Raw genomic sequence first — 23,176 nt, 5'->3', positions numbered from 1 at the left:
TAAAGATAGCACCACTCGGCAAAAGATAAAACCCCTATCTGTTAAAGTAATTAACAATAAGTTTTGTTTTATTGTTGATAGCTCTGATAATCATTCTCAAATTTTAATTAGAGATATTCAAAAAGAACTTTTAAATGATGATATGTATCATAGGAATTATTTTGTCCTTTTTATATCTTTAAACTAGATTTTGAATACCTATGGAATTTATTGATTATTACAAAATTCTAGAAATAGACAAGAAAGCCTCACAAGCCGATATTAAAAAGGCATACCGAAAATTGGCACGCAAACTTCATCCAGATTTAAATCCGAATGATAAAACTGCGCAAGAAAAATTTCAACGGATAAATGAAGCTAACGAAGTATTGAGCGACCCTGAGAAAAGAAAAAAGTATGACCAGTACGGTAAGGATTGGGAACATGCCGATGCTTATGAGGAAGCCAAACGAAATCAACGTAGCTCTTCTTCAGGAAATCGTGGCGGTTACACCAGGTCAAGCGGAACGAATGAAGACTTTTCAGATTTCTTCGAATCAATGTTCGGCGGTGGCGGTGGTGGTTTTGGTGGCGGAGGCAGAAGAACTTCTCAATTTAAAGGTCAAGACCTAAATGCAACTCTAAAATTAAATTTGCGTGATATTTTAGAGGATCAAAAACAAACTCTTGATCTTGGTTCTAAAAAAATTAGAATAACCATCCCTGCCGGGGTGGAAGATGGACAAACCATTAAAATAAGCGGTTATGGAGGTGATGGAGCAAATGGAGGACCAAAAGGCGATTTATACTTAACCTTTGAAATTAATAATAACACTAACTTTAAACGAGTAGGAAATGATTTATATAAAAATGAATCCATATCCTTATATGACGCTATACTAGGAAGCTCCATAGAAGTAGAAACCTTAACAGGAAAAGTAAAACTGAAGGTAAAACCCGAAACCCAGAACGACACTAAAGTGAAATTAAAAGGAAAGGGAATGCCTGTTTACAAGAAAAAAGGTGTTCATGGAAATCTTTATATTACTTACAAAGTAACAATGCCTACCAACCTTTCAGATAAAGAGAAACAATTATTCAAACAACTTTCAGAATTACGATAGTATGGATTCAGAAAACTATATACAAATAGAGCTGTATTGCAAACGGACACAAACGCCTGTTGAATTTATAGACGACCTTCTAGAATTTGAAATGATAGAGGTACAGCAAATTGAAGACAAAAAATATGTTGAACCCCAGTATATTGTTGAAATAGAACGTATATACAGATTACGCAATGAACTAGGAATAAATATGGAAGGCATAGACACCATAAACCATATGTTAGAGAAAGTCAACCGATTAGAACAAGAATTAAAATTGTTGCGAGATCGGTTGACTATTTACGAGCACTAGACGTTAAAACGGAAATGCATAACATCTCCATCCTTAACGATGTACTCCTTACCTTCTACTCTCATTTTACCGGCTTCTTTTACTTTTGCCTCACTACCAAAAGTAACATAGTCATCATAAGCGATAACTTCAGCTCTAATAAAACCTTTTTCAAAATCTGTATGAATAACTCCCGCTGCTTGCGGTGCAGTTGCGCCAACAGGTATAGTCCAGGCACGAACTTCTTTTACACCAGCCGTGAAATAAGTTTCCAAATCTAATAATTTGTATGCTCCACGAATTAATTTAGCGGAACCAGGCTCTTCCAAACCTAAATCTTCTAAAAACATTTGACGCTCCTCATACGTTTCTAATTCCGTAATATCAGCTTCAGTACCAACAGCCAAGAAAATAACTTCTGCATTTTCAGCTGCAACCATTTCCTTTACTTTTTCTACATAAGCATTACCAGTAACTGCTCCATCTTCATCAACGTTACAAACGTACATAACCGGTTTATCTGTAATAAATTGAAGAGGCTTAACGAATTCAATTCTAGATTCCTCATCAATTTTAATTGCCCTAACAGATGTCCCTGCCTCAAGTCCAGTTTTAATTGCTAGTAAAACCGCCTCTTCTTTTTGAGCTTCTTTATTACCCGTTCTAGCAGCTCTTTTAACTTTCTCTAGTTTCTTGTCAACGGTCTCCAAATCTTTCAACTGAAGCTCCATATCTATAGTTTCCTTATCTCTAATAGGATTTACATTACCATCAACATGAACAATGTTGTCATTATCAAAACAACGAAGTACATGTAATATAGCATCCGTTTCCCTAATGTTTCCTAAAAACTGATTTCCTAATCCTTCTCCCTTACTAGCACCTTTTACAAGTCCCGCTATATCAACAATCTCAACTGTTGCTGGCAAAACCCTTTCTGGATTCACTAATTCTTCTAATTTCTCTAATCTTGAGTCCGGCACATTCACCACACCTATATTTGGCTCAATAGTACAAAATGGAAAATTTGCACTTTGTGCTTTCGCATTAGACAAACAATTAAAAAGTGTTGATTTACCTACGTTTGGTAATCCTACAATACCTGCTTTCATAATTAAGAATATTTCGAGGATGCAAATATAGTTTTTACTTAAATATTTTACGCTCAAAATCGCAGTATAACTTTTTTGAAATTTTATACACTTTATTTATATAATACTCAAATATTTTAGACGTAGGATAGTTAAAATATCTAATTTTAACATATTTTAAGAATTATTTCTTACTTTGGCGGTAGAACATGTGAAATTTATGGAACTTCATTCAGATGAAACAATATGGTATTTCTTTAAAAAAGGCGAGGCTAACGGCTTTAGTCTACTTTTTAAAAAATACTACCCACAATTACATGTATATGGTTTAAAGTTGAGCAACAACCAAGAAATCACAGAAGATTGCCTTCAAAACTTTTTTATTCAATTATTTGAAGATCGGGAAAAAGAAAATTCAATTAAAAACCTTAAAGCATACTTATTTGTATCCTTTAAAAGAAGGTTAATTAAACAACTTCAAAAAAATCAAAAAAACCTTCCAATATCTGAAGCGCAACTTTTTAAAACAAACTTTACTTTTTCTGCTGAAGAGATTTCCATACATCAGGAGATACAGTTTCTTTGTACCTCTACCCTAGCCAACTTAATTAACAACCTTTCTCCAAGACAAAAAGAAGTTCTTTATTTAAAATATTATAGTGGAATGAATAGCTCTGACATTGCAGAAGTAATGGATATGAACTACCAAAGTGTTTTAAATGTACTACAAAAAGCATTATCAAAACTTCGAAAAGCATCTGAAAATCAACAAATTAAAAATATTTTAAAAAAAAGTTGAAAATAGTAGGGTATATTTTTAAGAATTAAAACTCTTATAAATGGAACACCTTACTAAATGGACAACAAACACAAATTCGATTTACAGTATTTCTTAACAGATGCGTCATTTAAAAATTGGGCAAAAGGTCTAAACAAAAATGATATTACGTATTGGAATAATTGGATACAAAGCCACCCAGAATATTTAGAAACTGTCGAGAATGCCAAATCGATAGTTACAGGAATTAATTTTAATCAAAATTATCCTAGTAGCGATAAAGTAAATAATGCACTTTCAGAAATTTTACCTAAACTAGATATTGATTCCTCTACAAATAAGAAAACAAAAAAATCACGATCATTAAACAGTGTAATTTTTACCAGTGCAGCTGCTGTATTACTAGTACTTATCAGTTATACAAGCTTTGCATATTTCACAAATCAATCCACAACAATTCACAAAACTAATTTTGGGGAAATTATAGATTTAAAATTACCGGATGGCACATCAGTAGTTCTTAATGGTAATTCTGAAATCTCTTACGAAAATGACAATCCAAGATTATTACACCTAAAAGGGGAAGCCTATTTTAAGGTAAAACCAATACCTAGTACAAATGCTAAATTTTGGGTAGTAACAAACGATTTAAAAGTCGAAGTACTGGGCACTCAATTTCACGTGAACACTAGAAAGCAAAAAACAAATGTAGTACTTGATGAAGGTTCTATTCACTTAGAATTCAAAAATGGAGAAGTAACTAAAATGATACCTGGCGAAATGGTGTCATTCTCAAATGATAGTGAAAAACTAGTACACAAAAAAGTAGATATTAAAACTCCCTACGCACTCTGGCGTGGTGGCACCTATGCCTTTAACGAGATTCCACTTGAAGATGTCATGCTCAATCTAGAATCAACATACGGACTTGAAGTAGAATATTCATCAGACTCCTTAAAACAAATTCCTATTTCAGGTGGTATACCAAACCAGAATCTAAAAATATGTATTGCAGCTATAGAAAAGGCTACAGGAACTAGAATTATTAACAAAGGAAATATATTACGAGTACAAGAAAACCCTATTTATTAACTAAACTATTTATTTATGAGAACGAACAAACTAATGAGATTGCTGCTTGCAGTAATGCTTTTTTCAAGCATCACCAGTGCAACGGCAGCTAATGAACTCAAGGAAAACGTGACCCTTAGCGAATTTCTAAATGAGATCAGCGCAAAACACGAAGTGTTTTTTACATACAATCCAACGTTGGTGTCAACAACAAGTCTAAATCCTGAGGAGTATAAATTTCCTGTTTTAGACAAAATCATTAATAAACTAGAACGCAAGACTAGTTTTGATTTTGAATACCTTGGTAACAAATATTATGTGGTTTACCATAAAAAGCCTGAAAGAGCAAAGGTTTTAAAAATCAATTCTACTGTTAATGGAATTTCTGCTACGACATTAAACAAAGTTGTACAAAATAGCATTTCTGGTAAGGTAACAGATGATTCTGGTATGCCTTTAGCAGGAGTTAACATTTTAGAAAAAGGTACTACAAATGGTACTACTTCAGATTTTGATGGTAACTATACTATAAACATAACAGATGACACAAAATTAGTATTTAGTTATATTGGTTTTGCAACACAGGAAATCTCAACACTAGGTAAGAACGTAATCAATGTTCAACTATCTGAAGGAATGCAGTTAGATGAATTTATTGTTGTTGGTTCTCGTACCGCTCCAAGAAGTAATGCTGACACTCCTTTACCCGTTGATGTTATTGGTGCTAAAGATTTGAGTTCAACTGGTCAAGCTACTTTTGATAAAGCTTTACAGTACAGAATACCATCTTTTAATACCGTACAAACTCCGGTTAACGATGCAACTTCTTTATTAGATCCATATGAAATTAGAAACATGGGTCCTTCAAGAACATTAATATTAATTAACGGTAAGCGTAAAAACTTAAGTGCTCTATTATATACACAAACATCTCCAGGACGTGGTGAAACAGGTGCTGATATATCTGCAATACCAACAGATGCGATAAAAAGAGTTGAAATCTTACGCGATGGTGCTTCCGCTCAGTATGGTTCTGATGCAATTGCAGGTGTAATGAACATTATATTAAAAGATTCTCCTAACGAAGGTTCTGCAACAGTAAGAACAGGAATCACTTCTGAAGGTGATGGCGAAATGTTCGGTGTTGCTTTAAACAATGGTTCATCTATAGGTGAGGACAAAGGTTTTATAAATTATACTATTGACCTTTCAAAAGTAAATCAAGCAAATAGACCAGGTACGGTAAATGCTGCAGGTGAAGCGGCTGATTTTGGTGCTTCTATAGCAGATGTACAAGAGTTCTTATCTAGAAGACCTGATGCTGGAAATATAAATGGTTCTCCAGAAACAGCAGCAGCTAAATTTTCTGTTAACCTCGGTTATGACTTAAGTGAAAATACTTCTATGTATGGTAATGCGGCTTATGTATACAAGGCTGTAAATAGTTTTGCTAATTATAGAACACCGTATTGGAGAACTGTAGATGATTTTCCATATTTAGCTGACTTTTTCCCAGGAGACAATCCAAATACAGCTGGTGGATATGATGGCTATGTACCAACATTTGAAGGTGAGTTGAGTGATTATAATGCAACAATAGGCTTTAAGTCCGTTATTAACGATTGGAATCTTGATGCAAGTTTTACAACTGGTGGTAATACTCAAACGTATAAGGTAAACAATACGCACAACAGAAATGTTGTTTATTCTCCTTCAACTTGGGTTGATGCAAATGGAAATGGTGTTGTTGATGATGGTGAAATTACAGAAGGTTCTGAACTATACAGAGAAAATAGTCAGCAATCATTTGATCCAGGAGGAACAAAGTTTTCTCACAATGTAGGTAACATTGATATATCAAGATTACTTTCTGATAAAGTAAGTATTGGTGTTGGTGCTGAGTTCAGAACTGAAACTTTTGAAGTAATTGAAGGTGAGTTAGCTTCTTATGATGGTGGTGGTGCAGATTCATTTGCAGGTGCTTCTCCTCAAAATGCAGGTAAATTCAACCGTTACAATATTGGTGGATACTTAAGTTTAGATTATGATGTAACAGATGCCTTCCTTTTAAGTGGTACTGTAAGAACTGAAAACTATTCTGATTTCGGTAATGCTTTTGTTTACAAATTCAGTTCACGTTATAAAGTTAGTGATGCATTCACATTAAGAGGGTCTATATCTTCAGGATTTAGAGCTCCTACCCTACACCAGATTTACACTCAGAAAGCTCAATATAGCTTTGTACCTGGACAAGGTATTCAAGTTGGTGGTTTAATAAATAATGTATCTACACAAGCTAAATTATTAGGAATTCCACAATTAGATGCTGAAACATCAACCAACTTTACAATTGGTTTTGGTGGTAAAATTGATAACAAATTCAGTTATACATTTGATTACTACAATATAGCAGTAAAAGACAGAATTGTTTTAGGTTCTGAGATAGGTCCAAGTGGTGATGCAACAAACCCGCTTGACATCTTGTTAACTAACAATAACTTGAGTGATGTAAGTTTCTTTTCAAATGCAATAGATACTAAAACTTCGGGTATTGATGTGGTTCTTGCGTATAAAGGAATAGAAATTGGTGAAGGAAATTTAGATTTGAATTTATCTGGTAACTACACTATTCAAAATGAAAGAGATGGAGCTGTAAAAGATGTACCATTAGTAGCTAACTCTGGTCAATCTGTTGTAAACGAAACTCAAGAAGCTTTGTTCTTTACATCTAGACCAGAAACTAAATGGATTTTAGGAGCTAACTATGATATTAACAAATTCGGTTTCTCTCTTAATAATACATATTTCGGTAAAACAACATTTCAACAACAAGGTTTAGACAATAATCTATTCACTGAATTTACTCCAAAGATTGTAACTGATTTAGGTATTAATTTTAGTGCAACAGATAAATTGACATTAGCGTTAAACATTAATAATTTATTGAATGTTTTACCTGAATGGAGCTTTAAGTCTAAAAACGCTGCAGGTGATGCTATTTTAGCTGATGCTGCTCAGACTCAAAACCAATCTAACTTAATAACTTTCAACCAACGTTATTCTCAAATGACGTATGATGGTTATCACTTTAGCCAATTAGGTACAATGTTCAACTTATCATTGAATTATAAATTTTAGTTTGATTTAGTTTATTTAAAAAAAAAGCTACCTATTAATTTAGGTAGCTTTTTTGTTTTAGTACAAATATGTTGAGTTCTTTCAATATAAATAAAATCAATTAACGAACAATTTCCACTTACTGCATAAACTCAAAAAATTGGTATTCCAATAAAAGTAAAAATTTCTCTTACTCTGGGTGCATAAAACGTTGCTTAGCCAAAAGTACTTCTTCGGTTTCAACATGGTCATCATCTGGCACACAACAATCTACAGGACAAACAGCAGCACATTGTGGCTCTTCATGAAAACCAACACATTCTGTACATTTATCTGGAGAGATATAGTAAACTTCATCACTTATAGGCTCTTGAACTTCATCTGCATCAACTTCCTTGCCATTTGGCAAAACAACACCACCTTTTAAAGAGGTTCCATCACTGTAACGCCATTCATCTGCACCTTCATAAATTGCAGTGTTTGGACATTCAGGTTCACAAGCCCCACAATTTATACATTCGTCTGTTATTATAATTGCCATAATTTCTTCTACATTAAAATGCCCAAAAAAGAACGGGCATGCTTATTTTTGCACAAAGGTAATTCCTAGTGAATTAGTATACAAATATAATGACCCATAGCAACCTTAGTATAGAAGCTTTTGTTAAACTTGGAAAATTTCTAAGTAAATTTTGTGATTTAATAGAAACAAACACCATATCAGATCATTTAAATGATAAGTTGATTGCTTTGTTTAAAACAGAAATTGAGAGAGCAAAACATTATAATGGATGGTTTACAGAAGAAAATTGTATTCATGCCTTTAAAGAATGGAGTATTGCATTAACCAAAGAAAATCTGGATGCCTGGTTAGAGCAGTATGATTTAAATGCAAATAGTGAAAAAGTGGTTGCACTTATTATGGCCGGAAATATTCCTCTAGTAGGCTTCCACGATCTATTATGTGTTTTAATTACAGGAAATAAGGCATTGGTAAAATTATCTAGTAATGATCAAAAACTTATTCCCCTTATAATTGAGTATCTAAAAGAAATTGAACCATATTTTGTTGATCGCGTTTCATTTACAAAAGAAAAGTTAGGTCATTATGATGCCGTAATTGCAACCGGAAGTAACAACACCGCTAGATATTTTGAATATTATTTTGGTAAAAAACCTAATATAATTCGTAAAAACAGAAATTCAGTTGCTGTTTTAAATGGTGATGAAACAACCGAAGATCTGACTGCTTTGGGAGAGGATATTTTTAGATACTTTGGTCTTGGCTGTAGAAGTGTTTCTAAAATCTATATTCCGAAAAGTTATAATATTGATACTTTTTTCAAAGCAATTTTTCCATACAATGACATTGTAAATCATAATAAATACGCAAATAATTACGACTACAACAAAGCAGTTTACCTTATGAGCGAGTTCAAAATTTTAGATAATGGTTTTCTAATTCTAAAGGAAGAAGAAAGCTTCGGTTCTCCTATTGCTTCTTTGTTTTACGAGTATTACGAGGATACTGACGCCTTGAAAACTAAGCTTAAAAAAGAAGAAGATAAAATTCAATGCATTGTTGCTTCAGGTTTTATAGAGAATGAAGTATTATTTGGTAAAACACAAAAACCATCGTTAAATGATTACGCAGATGGTGTAGACACTATTGAATTTCTATTAAGAACATCATAGAATTTAATACCCAACTTTACCTAAAAATCTTTAAAAAATCCTGACATTTGCATCCTTAAATTACACACAAAATGAAAAAACATAATTTTAGCGCTGGTCCTTGTATATTACCAAAAGAAGTATTGTTAAAGGCTTCTGAAGCTGTTATGGACTTCAACGGTTCTGGACTTTCACTTATAGAAATTTCACATAGAAGCAAAGATTTTGTTGCAGTAATGGAAAAAGCAAGATCATTGGCTTTAGAACTGCTTGACCTAAAGGATAAAGGTTATACAGCACTTTTTCTACAAGGTGGTGCTAGTTTACAATTTTTAATGGTCGCTTATAATTTACTGGAGAACAAAGCAGGGTATCTTAATACAGGTACTTGGAGCGATAAAGCAATTAAAGAGGCTAGATTGTTTGGTGAGGTTGTTGAAGTAGGTTCATCTAAAGATGAAGATTTCAAATATATTCCTAAGGGATATACCGTGCCAAAAGGCTTAGATTATCTACACCTTACTTCTAATAATACCATATACGGTACACAATTCAAAAAATTCCCAAAAACTGACGCACCATTAATTTGCGATATGAGTTCTGACATCTTCTCTAGAAGTCTAGATTTCTCTCAATTCGATTTAATATACGCTGGTGCCCAAAAGAATATGGGACCTGCAGGTACAACCTTGGTTGTTGTTAAGGATGATATTCTAGGCAAGGTTTCTAGAAAAATACCATCTATGTTAGATTATAAATCGCATATATCAAAAGATAGTATGTTTAATACTCCTTCTGTATTTGCTGTTTATACATCCATGCTTACTTTAGAATGGCTTAAAAGCCGTGGTGGTATTTCTGCTATTGAAGAAGAAAATGAAAAGAAAGCAAGATTATTATATTCAGAGATAGACTTGAATCCTGTATTTGAAGGATATGCAAATATTGAAGATCGTTCTTTAATGAATGCTACATTTAATATCACCGATGAAGTTTTAAAATCAACTTTTGACGAGATGTTAAAAGAAGCTGGAGTTAATGGATTAAATGGTCACCGTTCTGTTGGTGGTTATAGAGCTAGCATGTACAACGCGCTTTCTTTAGAGAGTGTTGGTGTATTGGTAGATGTAATGAGTGAAATGGAACGAAAAGGATAAAATAGAAATTACCTAGTTCCGTAATTAATATTTCGCTCAACAATTAAATTTTAGTAAAACATATGAAGATATTAGCGAATGATGGTATTTCTCAAAACGGTATTGCCGCTTTAGAGAAAGCCGGTTTTGACGTGTTAACAACCACTGTTGCTCAAGAACAGTTGGCTAATTATATTAATGATAAAAAGGTAGATGCTTTATTAGTGCGTAGCGCAACTAAGGTTAGAAAAGAATTAATTGACGCCTGCCCTACTCTTAAATTAATAGGAAGAGGTGGTGTTGGTATGGATAATATTGATGTTGATTACGCAAAAGCAAAAGACATTCATGTTATTAATACTCCTGCAGCGTCGTCAGAATCTGTTGCTGAGCTGGTCTTTGCACATCTTTTTGGTGGTGCTCGTTTTTTATACGATGCAAATAGAAACATGCCTTTAGAAGGAGACAGCAATTTTAAAGGGTTAAAAAAATCTTATTCTAAAGGTACTGAACTACGAGGGAAGACTTTGGGTATTTTTGGCTTTGGCAATATCGGTCAAGCTACAGCAAAGCTTGCTATTGGGGTGGGTATGAATGTTATATATTTCGATCCAGAAGTTAAAGAAACTAAAATTGATCTTTCTTTCTTTGACGGTCAAAAAATGACTTTCGATTTAAAAAGTAGCAAAAAGTCAGATTTACTTGAAAAAGCCGATTATATATCATTACATATACCGGGGCAAGATAATTATGTATTAGGTAAAACCGAGTTTGCTCAAATGAAAAAGGGTGTCGGTATTGTAAATGCTGCACGTGGTGGAGTTTTAGACGAGGTTGCCCTTATTGAAGCTTTGGAAAATGGTTCGGTATCATTCGCAGGATTAGATGTTTATGAATCAGAACCAAATCCTGAAATAAAAATATTGATGCATTCAAGCATATCACTATCACCACATATTGGCGCTGCAACACTTGAAGCACAAGAAAGAATAGGCTTAGAATTGGCAGAGCAAATAATTTCATTATTAAAATAGGTGCTCAATACCTTATAATGTTGACTCTTTTTCGTATTTTACAGCATAAACATTAAATTAACTATTACAATGGCAGGATTATTAGATTTATTAAATAGCCCAATGGGGCAACAATTAATAAGTGGTGTAGCAGGACAAACAAATCAACCTGAAGATAAAACCGCAAACGTACTTAGTATGGCAATGCCATTAATTCTAGGTGCTATGAAAAAGAATGTATCAACACCAGAAGGTGCTCAAGGTTTAATGAGTGCTTTATCTAGTAAACATAGTGGTGGCATTTTAGATAACTTAGGCGGTCTTTTCGGCGGTGGTGTTGATGACAGCGTTATGTCTGATGGCGCTGGTATTCTTGGTCATGTCTTTGGTAACAAGCAACCACAGGTTGAAAGTGCTTTGAGTGCAAAATCTGGATTGGACGCTGGTTCGGTTGCTCAAATATTAAAAATAGCAGCTCCTATAGTAATGGGCTTTTTAGGGAAGCAAACAGCACAAAGTAACGTTAGCGACAGTAATGGTATGAATGCCTTACTTGGTAGCATGCTAGGTGGACAACCACAAGAAAACCAAAGCTTAATAACAACTTTATTAGATGCTGATGGTGACGGTAGCATCTTAGATGACGTTGCCGGTATGGTAATGGGAAGCAATAAAAAACAAGGTGGTCTTGGAGGTCTTTTAGGAGGTCTTTTTGGTAAATAAGATTCTAAACCTTTTAATATAAGCCGTTTGCTTTTGCAAGCGGCTTTTTTTGTATCTTATATTCTATGAAAAAGAATACATTTTATAGTTTACTGATTTTAAGTGTTACTACTCTATTATTTATAAACTGTAGCACAACAAAAGACTCTTTGTCCATTACCGAAAGTGAAGAAAACACTTTTAAACAAGTACAAGAAGATACCATTACAATTTCTAGTGAAAAAACAGAATATGAGATTATTATAATTGAACCTGGCTTTACTACTTGGTTAAGTTCAATTGCAAAACCTGAGGGATACTATTCTCAAAATTTTCTTGAAAACAGAAATAACATTATGGTATTAGAATGGAATAATAGGGTATTACAACCTTCTCGATTTAATCCAAATTTATATGAACTTCGCATAGATTATTCACAGCAAATAGATTACGGTTACGAGGTTAATTACAAACTCTATAATTACTTCATATATTTTCAAAGAAAATACAATCAACGCCTAGGACCTTTTGTACCCCGTATTTAAAAAGTATATTTGTCGCTTTTAATACTAGTCATGCAAAAATTAAAAGAGCGCTGGGGTGTAACCAGTAATTTCCAATTAACCATCATCTTTATTGTATTTGCTATTACAGGTTCATCTTCTGTTTATGTAGCTAAACCTTTTTTAAATTTAATTGGCCTACACCAAGCTAATTTTCCAGATGTTTGGTGGGGAAGTACTTTATACTGGATTTTGCGAATTCTATTAATTTTTCCCTTTTATCAAGTACTATTGGTAATTTACGGGTGGTTATTTGGTCAATTTAAATTCTTTTGGGCATTTGAAAAAAAGATGCTTAAAAGAATTGGGCTTGGATTCTTATTTTAATTCTTTTTGTTAGGTTTTATTTAACATTCAGTTCTACTTCTTTTAGTATTTTAGCGAAGTGAAGAGTTCAATATTTACATATATTTCTTTATTTATCCTGCTTAGCTTAATGCTAATCAAGGTGACTTCTTTTCATGTTTATACTCATCAAGACAATACCGTAGATACTATAGAGAACTGTAGTATTTGTGATTTGGCCGTTCAGAATCAAAATTCTGAATTTACTTTCGTAGCCATTTTAATGCTAGTCCTTTTATCGGTTATTATTTTTACTGGTAAAAAACTATCGCCTTTGGTTTTTGAGGCACCTTCGTTTTATTTTCAGTATGCCATATTTGGTAGACCTCCTCCTTTCAATTAGTATACTTTCCAATAATTAAATCGATTTAATTTTAAATCGATACATACTCGCGTAAAACTTATATAATGAAATATTATTTATATGTTTTCGCAATCTTTTGTAGCTCATTTATTTATGCTCAAGATTGCAATTCAATATTACTAGGAGAAATAGTTGATTTCCATGACAACAGCACGTTGAGTGGAGCAACTATTAATATCACAGGTAAAAATCTTTCAACAGTTTCTAAAGAAAATGGAAAATTTACTTTTAAAAACTTGTGTGATGGAGTTTTAGAATTAGAAATATCACATCCAGAGTGTACTACCAAATTTGTTACCGTAACAATAAATGGCAATACTTTTTCGGAGATTAGGCTAGAACACCATTTAGAAAAGCTAAATGAGGTAAAAGTAATTGGTGATGTTCCCAAAAGCACCAATTCTGCACAAGAGAATATTTTATCGGTAAAAGATATAGAGCGAAATAGTGGTAATAGTTTAGGCGATGCACTTAAGAAAATTGTAGGTGTATCCACATTAAATACTGGTGGTAACATTGTTAAACCAATAATACAAGGTTTAAACGGTAGTAGAATCTTAATTCTAAACAATAACGTTCGCATGCAAGACATGGAGTGGGGAGAAGAACATGCCCCAAATGTCGATGTCAATGCTAACCAAAATATTAGTGTCATTAAAGGCGCTGCAGCAATTGAATACGGTGGTGACGCCATAGGCGGAGTAATTGTATTAGAACCGTTACCTGTTATTAGAACAGATTCTTTGTTTGGTAAAACACAATTAAACTTATCGTCTAATGGTCGTGGTGGTAATGTTACATCTTCGTTGACCAAATCGTATAAGTCTGGTCTATATATTAAAGCACAAGGATCATATAAAAAATTAGGAGATTTAGAAGCTCCAGATTATATACTTTCAAACACCGGTATCAACGAAAGTGGTTTATCTCTAAATGTTGGAAAGCGCGATTTTAAACAAGGCTGGGAGGGCTATTACTCGTACTTTAATTCAGAGATTGGCATATTAAGAGCCTCTCATATTGGTAATGTAGATGATCTAATAAACGCTATTAATAGTGATGTACCTAGTGTTATAAATGATTTTACTTATGATATTACCCAACCCTACCAAGAGGTAACCCATCATTTAGGAAAACTTAGTTATTACCGAAGATTCGAAGGTTTTGGAAAATGGACCACACAATATGATTTTCAACAAAATAGAAGGTTTGAATATGATATTCGTGTAGGTGATGATGCAGATAAAGCATCATTAGACTTGAAACTGACAACACATTCTGTTTTAACCAATATAAAATTTGACGCTAAAGAAGGTTTTTACCTCAAGGTGGGCGCGTTAGGTAGATATCAAACTAACTTTGCAAATCCTGATACAGGTGTAAGAAGACTGATACCTGATTACGACAAATACGATTTCGGACTATTTGCAATTGGTAGCTATGAACTAAACAAGGATTGGACGTTAGATGCAGGTGCTCGTTATGACTTTAGCAGAATAGATTCAAAAAAATTCTATAGAGTTTCACGATGGGAAGAACGTGGTTATGATGTAGATTTTGCAGATATAATTATCGAAGACTTAGGCACACAATTACTTGTTAATCCTGTTTTCGACTACCATAATTTCTCTGGTACTGCAGGGTTTCATTATGAATTAAATGACAAAGATCATTTACGTTTTAATTATGCATACTCCCAAAGGGCACCCAATCCTTCAGAATTATTTAGTGACGGGCTACACCACTCTGCAGCACGTATAGAATTGGGCGATTTAAGAATTAAGAGCGAGACGTCATCTAAACTATCTGTATCCTTAGAAAGAAATACCAGTAAATGGGGCTATACTTTCGCTCCTTTTCTAAATAGTATGAAAGACTTTATACTTGTTGAACCAACCGGTGTAGAATTTACTATAAGAGGTGCTTTCCCTATATGGTCTTATCGTCAAACCGATGCCATTCTATTGGGTGTTGATGCATCCTTATACAACAATTGGTCTTCTAAAGTTAGAACAGACCACAAGTTTGCATGGGTAAAAGGTACTGATACAGAAACAGACACACCGCTGATAAACATACCTGCAGCAAACTTTACAAATAGTATTACATATACAATTCCTAAATGGAATAATTTTCTTGTAAGTCTAGAAAGTCAGTATGTATTCGAACAAACGAGATTTCCAGATAATATTGAGGTCTTTTCACCCGAACAGCAAGAAAATGTGATTTTAGATATCAATACACCACCAGATGCTTATCACCTTTTATCCCTAAATACCGAAGCATCTTTTACACTTAAAAACAAAAATGATTTAACTGTAGGTCTTACTGCAAGCAACCTATTAAATACCAATTATCGTGATTATTTAAATCGCCAACGATATTTTGTAGACGACATGGGCAGAAATATAAGTCTGCGCTTAATATTTAACTATTAATAATAATTACTAACAAATGAAAACAAGTACAACTATGAGAAGAAACAAAACCTTAAAAACAGTTTTAGCATTAAGCTTAATGGCAACAGTTTTGACATCATGTTCTAGTGATGATGATACGCCAGAAATAGTAAACGAAGAAGAAATTATTACTACAATGACGGTTACCTTAACAAGTGCTGATGGTACTGCAACATTTCAATCTCAAGATTTAGATGGAGATGGACCAAATGCTCCTATTATTACTGCAGATAATTTAACTGCAAATACAACCTATGTAGGTAGTATTGAGCTATTGAACGAAACAGAAACTCCTGCAGAAGATATAACAGAAGAAGTAGCTGAAGAATCTAATGAACACCAGTTTTTCTTTAGCCTAACCGGTTCTCTTGCAGAAGTTGCTTATACCGATGAAGATGCTGACGGAAATCCAATAGGACTTGAATTTGAATTAACTACAGGCGATGCAGGTTCAGGTACCATAACTATTACTTTACGTCATGAGCCAACAAAACCAAACGATGGTAATTTGACAGAAGCTGGAGGAGAGACTGACATTGCTCAAACTTTTACAGTAGTAGTAGAATAAGAAAAAATTATTAATATTAAAAAAGCCTTTGAATAGAAATTCAAAGGCTTTTTTAATATTTTCTATTCTTCTAATTGATACCACTCTATATCTGTCAATACTTCTCTTCTACCCTTTTTTCTGGGTGGATAATTAGTTACTAGATAATTAATTATCACTTCTTCATTCTCTCCCAAATCCCAAAGGTTTTGTGTTTCTTGCATCCACTTAATAGTCGATTTCCAGCGCTCTTCATCCATTCTATTTTGTATAACTAACTTAGAAGAGTGGCAATTGGTACAATTTTGGACAGTCTCCATCATACCAGGTGCTTCAACAAAACCGGTACGAACATGAATTCCATTTTCAATCTTATCAAATTCATCATTCGTTTCAGGTAAAACAACTATTTCTGTTTTGGGTTCATCATCTCTAAATACTGACAAACTTGGGTCCACCATAAAATAGACTAATATGATAGCGCCAATAGCAATTACTGCAAAAATCATTAATATTTTCCGATACAATTCTTGAAATGCTAATTTCAGCTTTTCATTAGTATGCTTTTTCATTTATGCTATTTTTACAGCTATTCTATGACAAGCATTATTTAAATATCCTTTGGGATTCCAACCTGGCAATAACATTGGCTGGCTAACACCATTTGAATCTGTTGCTCTAGCCCAGACTTCATAGTAACCTTCTTGTGGAAAAGAAATCTTTGCAGAAAAATGTTGCCATGCTAATCGATTGGCTGGTTTCTCAATTGTACATACCTTCCAAGTAGCACCAAAATCTATAGAGTATTCCATTTTAGAAACTTCTAGCTCACCAGCCCACGCATGACCTCTAATATTCAATTTTTTTCCAAGAGAAAGTGTTGCTCCAGATTTAGGATATGTAATTAGGGATTTCACAGGCATAGATTCAATAATACACATATCTTCATCTGCCACTTTTTCTCCAGGCGCAACCGGTTTACATGGTACTCTGTAAGCTGTTCCTGTCATTTTAGTACCATCATGCACTATATTCCTAATACTTAAACGTTGCAACCATTTTCCTGAAACCGATGCTGGCCAGCCACCAGCAATTACACGCAACGGATAACCATGGGCTATAGGAATATCTTCACCATTCATTTTAAATGCAAGAATAGTTTCATCTTGCAATGCCTTTGACATTGGTGCCCCTCTAGAAATAGGCTCTTTATTTGGATCCCTACTCAAATGAACGTCTGCTGCATGATAACCAAAATATACGGCATCCTCTTTAATACCAACATCCTCTAAAACATCACGCAATCTAACTCCTGTCCAACTAGCGCAATAAACAGCACCAATTGTCCATTGATTACCTTTTGCCGGAGGATCAAACTCGCTTCTACCATTACCACCACATTCTAATGTAAGTTGATAGGTATATTGCTTAAACTTCGATTTTAATTCTGAAAGTGAATATGTTTTTTCTTGTATAACCGACTCCCCATCTATGGTAAGAGTCCAGTTATCAACATCTATATCTTCGGGTATGAGTCCGTTATTTCTTATGAATATGGACTTGTTTGGAGTTATTTTATCATCTAAAAGATGTGCTTGAGCTTCTATGTTCCAAGGCTTGTCGTTAAGTACCACCATATCCTTGTCCTTATAGAACAATTTAAATGGATCTGTATCTTGTAAGGCTACAGGAACGTAACCATCTGGCATTAAATCTTTAAATACGATTTCTACACCTAATAAGGCAGCTAAACCACCTAAGCTAGATTTGGCAACAAAACTTCTTCTCTTCAAAACGTACGTAATTTGAGTTAAAGTTAAGGTTTTTGCTAAAAATAAAAGTATGCTTTACACTTCTATTGTTTGTCCTTTTTTGGCTCCCTTAAATACATAAGTATATAACCACATTAAGGTAAAAGAAGGTATTATATCAAAACCTGGGATAATTTCTTCAACGAAAGTAAATATACCGGCAGCCTGCCCTACTTTACCCTTATACATACGTGTCATTAACCATGCGGATAATGGAGCCCATACAATATCAGAAAATTCCCCTACAAAAGGTATTACAAAAGACAGCATCCCGATGCCGTCAAAAAGCAAGCCCATTAATAGTTGCTTGTATTTTTTATTTTTTAAAATTGACATACTTAAAAATTAGTTATTCTTTATAAAGAATGCAACAAAGATGCCAAAATTTCAAAATAAACAAAAGGTAGTTCGTCTCTTAATTAAGAAAGTTTAGCGCTTATCAACTTTAAAAATTCATTTCTGGTCTCTATTTTTTCAAACTGACCTCTGAACCCTGAAGTAGTAGTTACAGAATTTTGTTTTTGAACACCACGCATCATCATACACATGTGAGAAGCCTCAATTACAACCGCTACTCCTTTAGGTTTTAATGTATTGTTGATACATTCTAAAATATCATGTGTAAGGCGTTCTTGCACTTGTAATCTTCTTGCAAAAACATCAACTACTCGTGGTATTTTACTTAGCCCAACTATATGACCATTAGGAATATACGCTATATGAGCTTTTCCAAAAAATGGTAACATATGATGCTCACATAAAGAATAAAGTTCAATATCTTTTATAATCACCATATCATCATATGATTCTTTGAACATTGCACCTTTTAATATTTCAACTGCATCTTGCTGATACCCCTGGGTTAGAAATAACATAGCCTTTGCTGCACGCTCAGGTGTTTTAACCAAACCTTCTCTTTCCACATCTTCACCAATTTCATCAATAATAGACGAGTATCTACTTTTTACTTCATCGGTAATTTCAAGATTGTATTCTTCTAAGTTTTTATAAGGGGACATAAAATGCATTTAATGTTTAACCTAATTAAATTTAGGTTGAACAAATTTAGTATATTCTTTCATCATGAAACATAAAAATATCATAAATAGTTAAGATTACATTATAACATAAAACTATAAAGTACCATTATCAACTAGCTAAAGAAGTAAAAGAGAAATTCTATTTTTAACGTGCTTCTTTTTGATTAATTTTGAATTTCAACGAATTAGTATTAAAAACAAACCCTTCACATGATAAAAGCTTCTAACATTCATAAATATTACGGAGAATTAGAGGTTCTAAAGGGAGTTGACCTTCACATTAAAAAAGGAGAAATTGTTTCTATTGTTGGCGCATCTGGGGCAGGTAAAACAACTTTATTACAAATTTTGGGCACATTAGATATTCAGTCCAATAGAAAAGATAGCACCCTATTGATCAACAACATAGAGACAACTAATCTAAATGATAAAGATCTTGCTAAATTTAGAAATGAACATATTGGATTTATCTTTCAATTTCATCAATTACTACCTGAATTTACAGCAATAGAAAATGTTTGTTTACCTGCATTTATCAAAAAAACACCCAAATCTGATGCTGAAAAAAGAGCAAAAGAGCTTTTAGATTTCTTAGGTCTATCTCATCGATATGACCATAAACCATCAGAACTGTCAGGTGGTGAGCAACAACGAGTTGCAGTGGCACGTGCCTTAATAAATAATCCTTCTATCATATTTGCAGACGAACCAAGTGGTAATTTAGATTCTGAAAGTGCAGACAATCTTCACAAACTGTTTTTTGAATTAAGAGAAAAATTTGGTCAGACTTTTGTTATTGTTACGCACAACAGTGAGTTAGCTGAAATGGCAGACCGTAAATTAACCATGGTAGATGGTAAAATTGTAGATAAAGAAATCATTTTAGCATAAGCCAAAACACATGCTAAACGAACTTTTATTATTTGCAAAGCAACCTGTTTACATGCGGGATGCGAATACATCTATAACACATAAATTAAGAACCTTTGTTAAGTTATTGGTCTTGGCATTATGTACTAGCATCATACTTTTAATTATCGCCAGTGTAGTAGAAAATATACTTCACCTAAATTTAGGTAAACATGCTATAGATGATCTGTTCGAAAATTATACGGTAATGATGATCTTTTTCCTAGCCGTAATAATAGCCCCTTTTTTCGAAGAACTCTTTTTTAGAGGACCACTTGTCTTTTTCAAAAATTCGAAATTCTTTAAAATTGCTTTTTATTTATTTACAGTTCTTTTCGGGTTTATGCACATAAGCAACTTTGAAATGACCAAGCAGGTACTTCTATTCTCTCCACTATTAGTAGCGCCGCAAATTAGTATTGGTTTTCTTTTGGGGTATATTAGAGTACGTTTTGGTCTTATTTGGTCTATGGCTTTACATGCCTGTTATAACATGGTTTTAATCGTCCCCGTATTGATCATGCAACTATTAGATATCCCTATTGAATGACAAAAAGTGAATTAAAAATGTTTCTTGATGAGAAGGTTGTTCAGTATAATAATCCTGAATTCTTAGAAACTGACCCTATACAAATACCCCACCTCTTTAATAAAAAAGAGGATATTGAGATTAGTGCTTTTTTAACAGCAACTATTGCCTGGGGCAATAGGAAAAGTATCATTAATAATTCTCATAAGCTAATGGACAAAATGGGTCAAAGCCCGTATGATTTTGTGATGAATTACTCAGATGATGATTTAGAAAATTTAGCCGGTTTTGTACACAGAACATTCAACGACATTGATTTAACCTTTTTTATACAAAGTCTTAAAAACATATATACCAAACACAATGGTTTAGAAGGTGTTTTTACAAATCATCAAGACCGTGATTCACTACAGCCCACAATTTCAAAATTTAAAGAAATATTTTTTGAAATTCCGTATGAGCAAAGGACAACCAAACATGTTTCTGACCCCTTAAAAGGATCTGCTGCTAAAAGAATAAATATGTTTTTGCGATGGATGGTAAGGGATGCAGCTACAAACGTGGATTTCGGAATCTGGAAAAACATCAGCCCCGCTAAATTATCTTGTCCTTTAGATGTACATTCTGGAAACGTAGCTAGAAAATTAGGTCTATTAAAACGTAAACAGAACGACGCTAAAGCTCTAGCAGAATTAGACAAAAACCTAAGAAAACTGGACCCTTTGGATCCAGTTAAATATGATTTTGCATTATTTGGATTAGGAGTTTTTGAAAAATTCTAATTGTTAGTCTTGTACTGCTGATCCGTCAATGTTTTCATAAAAGCAATAATAGCTTTAGATTCTATATCGGTTAAATTCAAAGAATCTGAAGGTAAGGTCTGTAACGGCACATCTAACCCCATACCTTGACCACCGCCCACATTGTAAAACTGAACCACTTCTTCTAGAGTTTGATATACACCATTATGCATATAAGGTCCTGTCAATTCTACATTACGTACAGTTGAAGTTTTAAAGAAATGTTTCTTTTCATTTACTTTATAAGGAAAAAATTGACCTAAGTCATCATCTAACACAGGATTGTCAAAACTAGCGTTTTTAGGAACTCCTAGATTTTCAAACTCCGTCTCCATATACTTAGGAGGTACGGTACCATTAAATGCCGGAGGAAAATGACAGGTTGCACAAGCTGCCTTGCCCATAAATAAATTAAATCCGTTAATTTCTTCAGTAGTCATCGTATCTTCTAAATCATTCATATTTCTGTCAAATTTCGAATCGAATGGAGCAAGACTACGAATGTATGTAGCTATAGCATTTCTAACATTCATATTTGTTATTTGCCCATCATACAAAGCAGCGAACAGATTTTTATAATTAGGATTCTGTTGTATTTTTTCTTCTAATTTATTTAAATCTATATGAAATTCATTTTCATTATTGGTTACACCAACTATTTGGTCCTCAAGACCATCTGCCCTACCATCATAAAAAAGCGAACGTTGGTAAACTGTATAGGTTAATGTTGGCGAGTTACGCTGTAATTCTTCACCATTAACACCAATTGCTTTTATATGACCATCAGTAAAAGCTTTTTCCTTGATATGACACGTTGCACAACTAATAGTTTCTGAACTTGATAAAGATTGATCATTAAATAATTGTTGCCCTAATGCTATTCTTTCCTCAGTAATTTCAGGTGATCTTTGTAATGAAAACATCTTCATGTTGAAGAAATTTTTATCAAAGAGGTTTGATATTTTCGGATTTAAAGAACGAGAAGTACTTAAGTCAATATTCCAATCTTTAGCTGTTTCATTTACTAATTTAAGTTGATTATTGGTATGCTCTTTTATAAAGTTATAACGGTTAAAATCATCGAAATTTGATTTTTTTAAAACTTTTATGGCTGACGAAATTTCAATTTTCCATTGTCTATAAAGTTCTGTATTAGAAAACGCGTCTTTATAAATTTCGATAATATTATCTAAAGAATCATAATTATAAACCGCTTCGTTTAATGAATTCGCCAACATTGGGGAATCAAATCCTGTAATTCCCTTCGCTGCTATGTTTACAATAGCATCACGAATCATTTTAAGATGATGTCGATCTCTTTGGGTTATAAGAATATGGTTCTTTTTTACGAATGGTATTCTAACTTTTAAATATGTTAAGACAGAATGTAACTCTTTATTCGAAATACTATCCTCTGAATACAAAAGCTCCTCCAAAACCTGATAACTTTTAGGATTTTGGATTTTTATATCTTGATAATCATCTATCTCAACCTTCAATAAATTTGGCGCGTTCATAGAAAGATAATTTTCATAATCATAAGCAATAAGCATAGGCTCTACCCTCTTGTACCATTCCCTACTTTTTAAAAACAATTCTTTGTTTTTAGCCAGAGAATTCAGCGTATCAATTTGAAGCATATAGTGCGAAGTACTATCTAATGTGATAAAATAGTAATTACGAATAGCATCGTTAAACATGGATTCTTTATCATTTGACACCATTTGTTTAGATGTAATCTTACTATCATTACACGATATAAAAGAAACAAATAGTCCAATAAAAATTAATATAATTTGTATTGCCTTCATAGTACTAGAAAAAAATTTGTGAATAGAAAAGGTTCCCTT

The 23,176-nt window shown here is 33.3% G+C and carries 24 protein-coding genes; 17 read left to right on the top strand and 7 right to left on the bottom strand.

The features are described 5' to 3' along the window. Positions 1–200 precede the first annotated feature (200 nt). Both BM296_RS16335 and BM296_RS16330 read left to right on the top strand, forming a co-directional pair. Entirely contained in the window at positions 201–1,103 is a 903-nt protein-coding gene (locus BM296_RS16335; protein WP_091904552.1) for a DnaJ C-terminal domain-containing protein, read from the top strand. Position 1,104: 1 nt separating this feature from the next. Then, the gene (locus tag BM296_RS16330) at positions 1,105–1,398 is read left to right on the top strand and encodes a chaperone modulator CbpM (RefSeq protein ID WP_091904550.1); all 294 of its coding nucleotides are present in this window, start codon (positions 1,105–1,107) and stop codon (positions 1,396–1,398) included. On the opposite strand, the gene ychF is transcribed toward BM296_RS16330, so the two are convergent. After that, a complete protein-coding gene (gene ychF, locus BM296_RS16325; protein WP_091904548.1) occupies positions 1,395–2,489 on the bottom strand; it encodes a redox-regulated ATPase YchF in 1,095 nt (364 codons plus the stop codon). The two genes, BM296_RS16330 and ychF, sit on opposite strands and share 4 nt — an antisense overlap. Positions 2,490–2,688: 199 nt before the next feature. Between ychF and BM296_RS16320 the strand changes: the two genes are divergently transcribed. Genes BM296_RS16320 through BM296_RS16310 form a run of 3 tightly spaced genes read left to right on the top strand, consistent with a single transcriptional unit; the run spans position 2,689 to position 7,455 of the window. Beyond that, positions 2,689–3,267, top strand: a complete 579-nt coding sequence (locus BM296_RS16320; RefSeq protein WP_091904546.1) for an RNA polymerase sigma factor — start codon at positions 2,689–2,691, stop codon at positions 3,265–3,267. Positions 3,268–3,324: 57 nt separating this feature from the next. Next, positions 3,325–4,338 (top strand): FecR family protein, encoded by a 1,014-nt coding sequence (locus tag BM296_RS16315; RefSeq protein WP_091904544.1) that lies wholly within the window; start codon positions 3,325–3,327, stop codon positions 4,336–4,338. A gap of 15 nt (positions 4,339–4,353) precedes the next feature. Then, the gene (locus BM296_RS16310) at positions 4,354–7,455 is read left to right on the top strand and encodes a TonB-dependent receptor (RefSeq protein WP_282179800.1); all 3,102 of its coding nucleotides are present in this window, start codon (positions 4,354–4,356) and stop codon (positions 7,453–7,455) included. A gap of 169 nt (positions 7,456–7,624) precedes the next feature. On the opposite strand, the gene BM296_RS16305 is transcribed toward BM296_RS16310, so the two are convergent. Next, positions 7,625–7,975 (bottom strand): 4Fe-4S dicluster domain-containing protein, encoded by a 351-nt coding sequence (locus BM296_RS16305; protein WP_027066886.1) that lies wholly within the window; start codon positions 7,973–7,975, stop codon positions 7,625–7,627. A gap of 89 nt (positions 7,976–8,064) precedes the next feature. On the opposite strand from BM296_RS16305, the gene BM296_RS16300 reads away from it, so the two are divergent. From BM296_RS16300 to BM296_RS16260, 9 genes are all read left to right on the top strand, one after another. Next, positions 8,065–9,129, top strand: a complete 1,065-nt coding sequence (locus BM296_RS16300; RefSeq protein ID WP_091904542.1) for an acyl-CoA reductase — start codon at positions 8,065–8,067, stop codon at positions 9,127–9,129. 71 nt (positions 9,130–9,200) lie between these two features. Next, a complete protein-coding gene (gene serC, locus BM296_RS16295; RefSeq protein ID WP_091904540.1) occupies positions 9,201–10,265 on the top strand; it encodes a 3-phosphoserine/phosphohydroxythreonine transaminase in 1,065 nt (354 codons plus the stop codon). A 62-nt stretch (positions 10,266–10,327) separates the two neighbouring features. Then, positions 10,328–11,278 (top strand): D-2-hydroxyacid dehydrogenase, encoded by a 951-nt coding sequence (locus BM296_RS16290; protein ID WP_091904538.1) that lies wholly within the window; start codon positions 10,328–10,330, stop codon positions 11,276–11,278. A 69-nt stretch (positions 11,279–11,347) separates the two neighbouring features. Continuing rightward, positions 11,348–11,980 (top strand): DUF937 domain-containing protein, encoded by a 633-nt coding sequence (locus BM296_RS16285; RefSeq protein WP_027066882.1) that lies wholly within the window; start codon positions 11,348–11,350, stop codon positions 11,978–11,980. Positions 11,981–12,045: 65 nt separating this feature from the next. Next, positions 12,046–12,504, top strand: coding sequence for a DUF6146 family protein (locus BM296_RS16280; RefSeq protein WP_091904536.1), 459 nt, complete (start codon positions 12,046–12,048; stop codon positions 12,502–12,504). Positions 12,505–12,534: 30 nt separating this feature from the next. Next, positions 12,535–12,849, top strand: coding sequence for a DUF6787 family protein (locus tag BM296_RS16275; RefSeq protein ID WP_091904534.1), 315 nt, complete (start codon positions 12,535–12,537; stop codon positions 12,847–12,849). A gap of 121 nt (positions 12,850–12,970) precedes the next feature. After that, on the top strand, positions 12,971–13,210 hold the full coding sequence (locus BM296_RS16270; protein WP_218157896.1) for a hypothetical protein: 240 nt from the start codon (positions 12,971–12,973) through the stop codon (positions 13,208–13,210). A 65-nt stretch (positions 13,211–13,275) separates the two neighbouring features. Next, complete coding sequence (locus BM296_RS16265; RefSeq protein ID WP_091904532.1) at positions 13,276–15,669, top strand: TonB-dependent receptor; 2,394 nt, start codon at positions 13,276–13,278, stop codon at positions 15,667–15,669. A gap of 34 nt (positions 15,670–15,703) precedes the next feature. Beyond that, on the top strand, positions 15,704–16,258 hold the full coding sequence (locus tag BM296_RS16260; RefSeq protein WP_091904903.1) for a type 1 periplasmic binding fold superfamily protein: 555 nt from the start codon (positions 15,704–15,706) through the stop codon (positions 16,256–16,258). A 62-nt stretch (positions 16,259–16,320) separates the two neighbouring features. Here BM296_RS16260 and BM296_RS16255 read toward each other — a convergent pair whose 3' ends face one another. The 4 genes from BM296_RS16255 to folE all read right to left on the bottom strand — a co-directional run bounded on the left by BM296_RS16255 (position 16,321) and on the right by folE (position 19,067). Then, positions 16,321–16,809 carry a monoheme cytochrome C gene (locus BM296_RS16255; protein WP_091904530.1) on the bottom strand — a complete coding sequence of 163 codons (489 nt, stop codon included), beginning with the start codon at positions 16,807–16,809 and terminating at the stop codon, positions 16,321–16,323. After that, entirely contained in the window at positions 16,810–18,030 is a 1,221-nt protein-coding gene (locus tag BM296_RS16250) for a sulfite oxidase (RefSeq protein ID WP_091904528.1), read from the bottom strand. A gap of 54 nt (positions 18,031–18,084) precedes the next feature. Beyond that, positions 18,085–18,384, bottom strand: coding sequence for a hypothetical protein (locus BM296_RS16245; protein ID WP_027066874.1), 300 nt, complete (start codon positions 18,382–18,384; stop codon positions 18,085–18,087). 83 nt (positions 18,385–18,467) lie between these two features. Beyond that, positions 18,468–19,067, bottom strand: a complete 600-nt coding sequence (folE, locus tag BM296_RS16240; RefSeq protein ID WP_027066873.1) for a GTP cyclohydrolase I FolE — start codon at positions 19,065–19,067, stop codon at positions 18,468–18,470. A gap of 231 nt (positions 19,068–19,298) precedes the next feature. Here folE and BM296_RS16235 point away from each other — a divergent pair, with 231 nt between their 5' ends. The 3 genes from BM296_RS16235 to BM296_RS16225 are packed head-to-tail and all read left to right on the top strand — an operon-like array spanning position 19,299 to position 21,308. Then, positions 19,299–19,979: an ABC transporter ATP-binding protein gene (locus BM296_RS16235; RefSeq protein WP_027066872.1), complete on the top strand. Its 681-nt coding sequence runs from the start codon at positions 19,299–19,301 to the stop codon at positions 19,977–19,979. A gap of 10 nt (positions 19,980–19,989) precedes the next feature. Beyond that, on the top strand, positions 19,990–20,547 hold the full coding sequence (locus BM296_RS16230; RefSeq protein ID WP_091904526.1) for a CPBP family intramembrane glutamic endopeptidase: 558 nt from the start codon (positions 19,990–19,992) through the stop codon (positions 20,545–20,547). Next, positions 20,544–21,308: a TIGR02757 family protein gene (locus BM296_RS16225; protein ID WP_091904524.1), complete on the top strand. Its 765-nt coding sequence runs from the start codon at positions 20,544–20,546 to the stop codon at positions 21,306–21,308. Before BM296_RS16230 ends, BM296_RS16225 begins: the two co-directional genes overlap by 4 nt. On the opposite strand, the gene BM296_RS16220 is transcribed toward BM296_RS16225, so the two are convergent. Next, positions 21,305–23,137 carry a cytochrome-c peroxidase gene (locus BM296_RS16220; protein WP_091904522.1) on the bottom strand — a complete coding sequence of 611 codons (1,833 nt, stop codon included), beginning with the start codon at positions 23,135–23,137 and terminating at the stop codon, positions 21,305–21,307. The genes BM296_RS16225 and BM296_RS16220 overlap by 4 nt on opposite strands. Positions 23,138–23,176 lie beyond the last annotated feature (39 nt).

The organism is Maribacter stanieri (assembly GCF_900112245.1).
Taxonomy (GTDB): domain Bacteria; phylum Bacteroidota; class Bacteroidia; order Flavobacteriales; family Flavobacteriaceae; genus Maribacter; species Maribacter stanieri.
The sequence above is the reverse complement of the archived record's forward strand: the minus strand, read 5'-3'. Positions and strand labels throughout refer to the sequence as shown.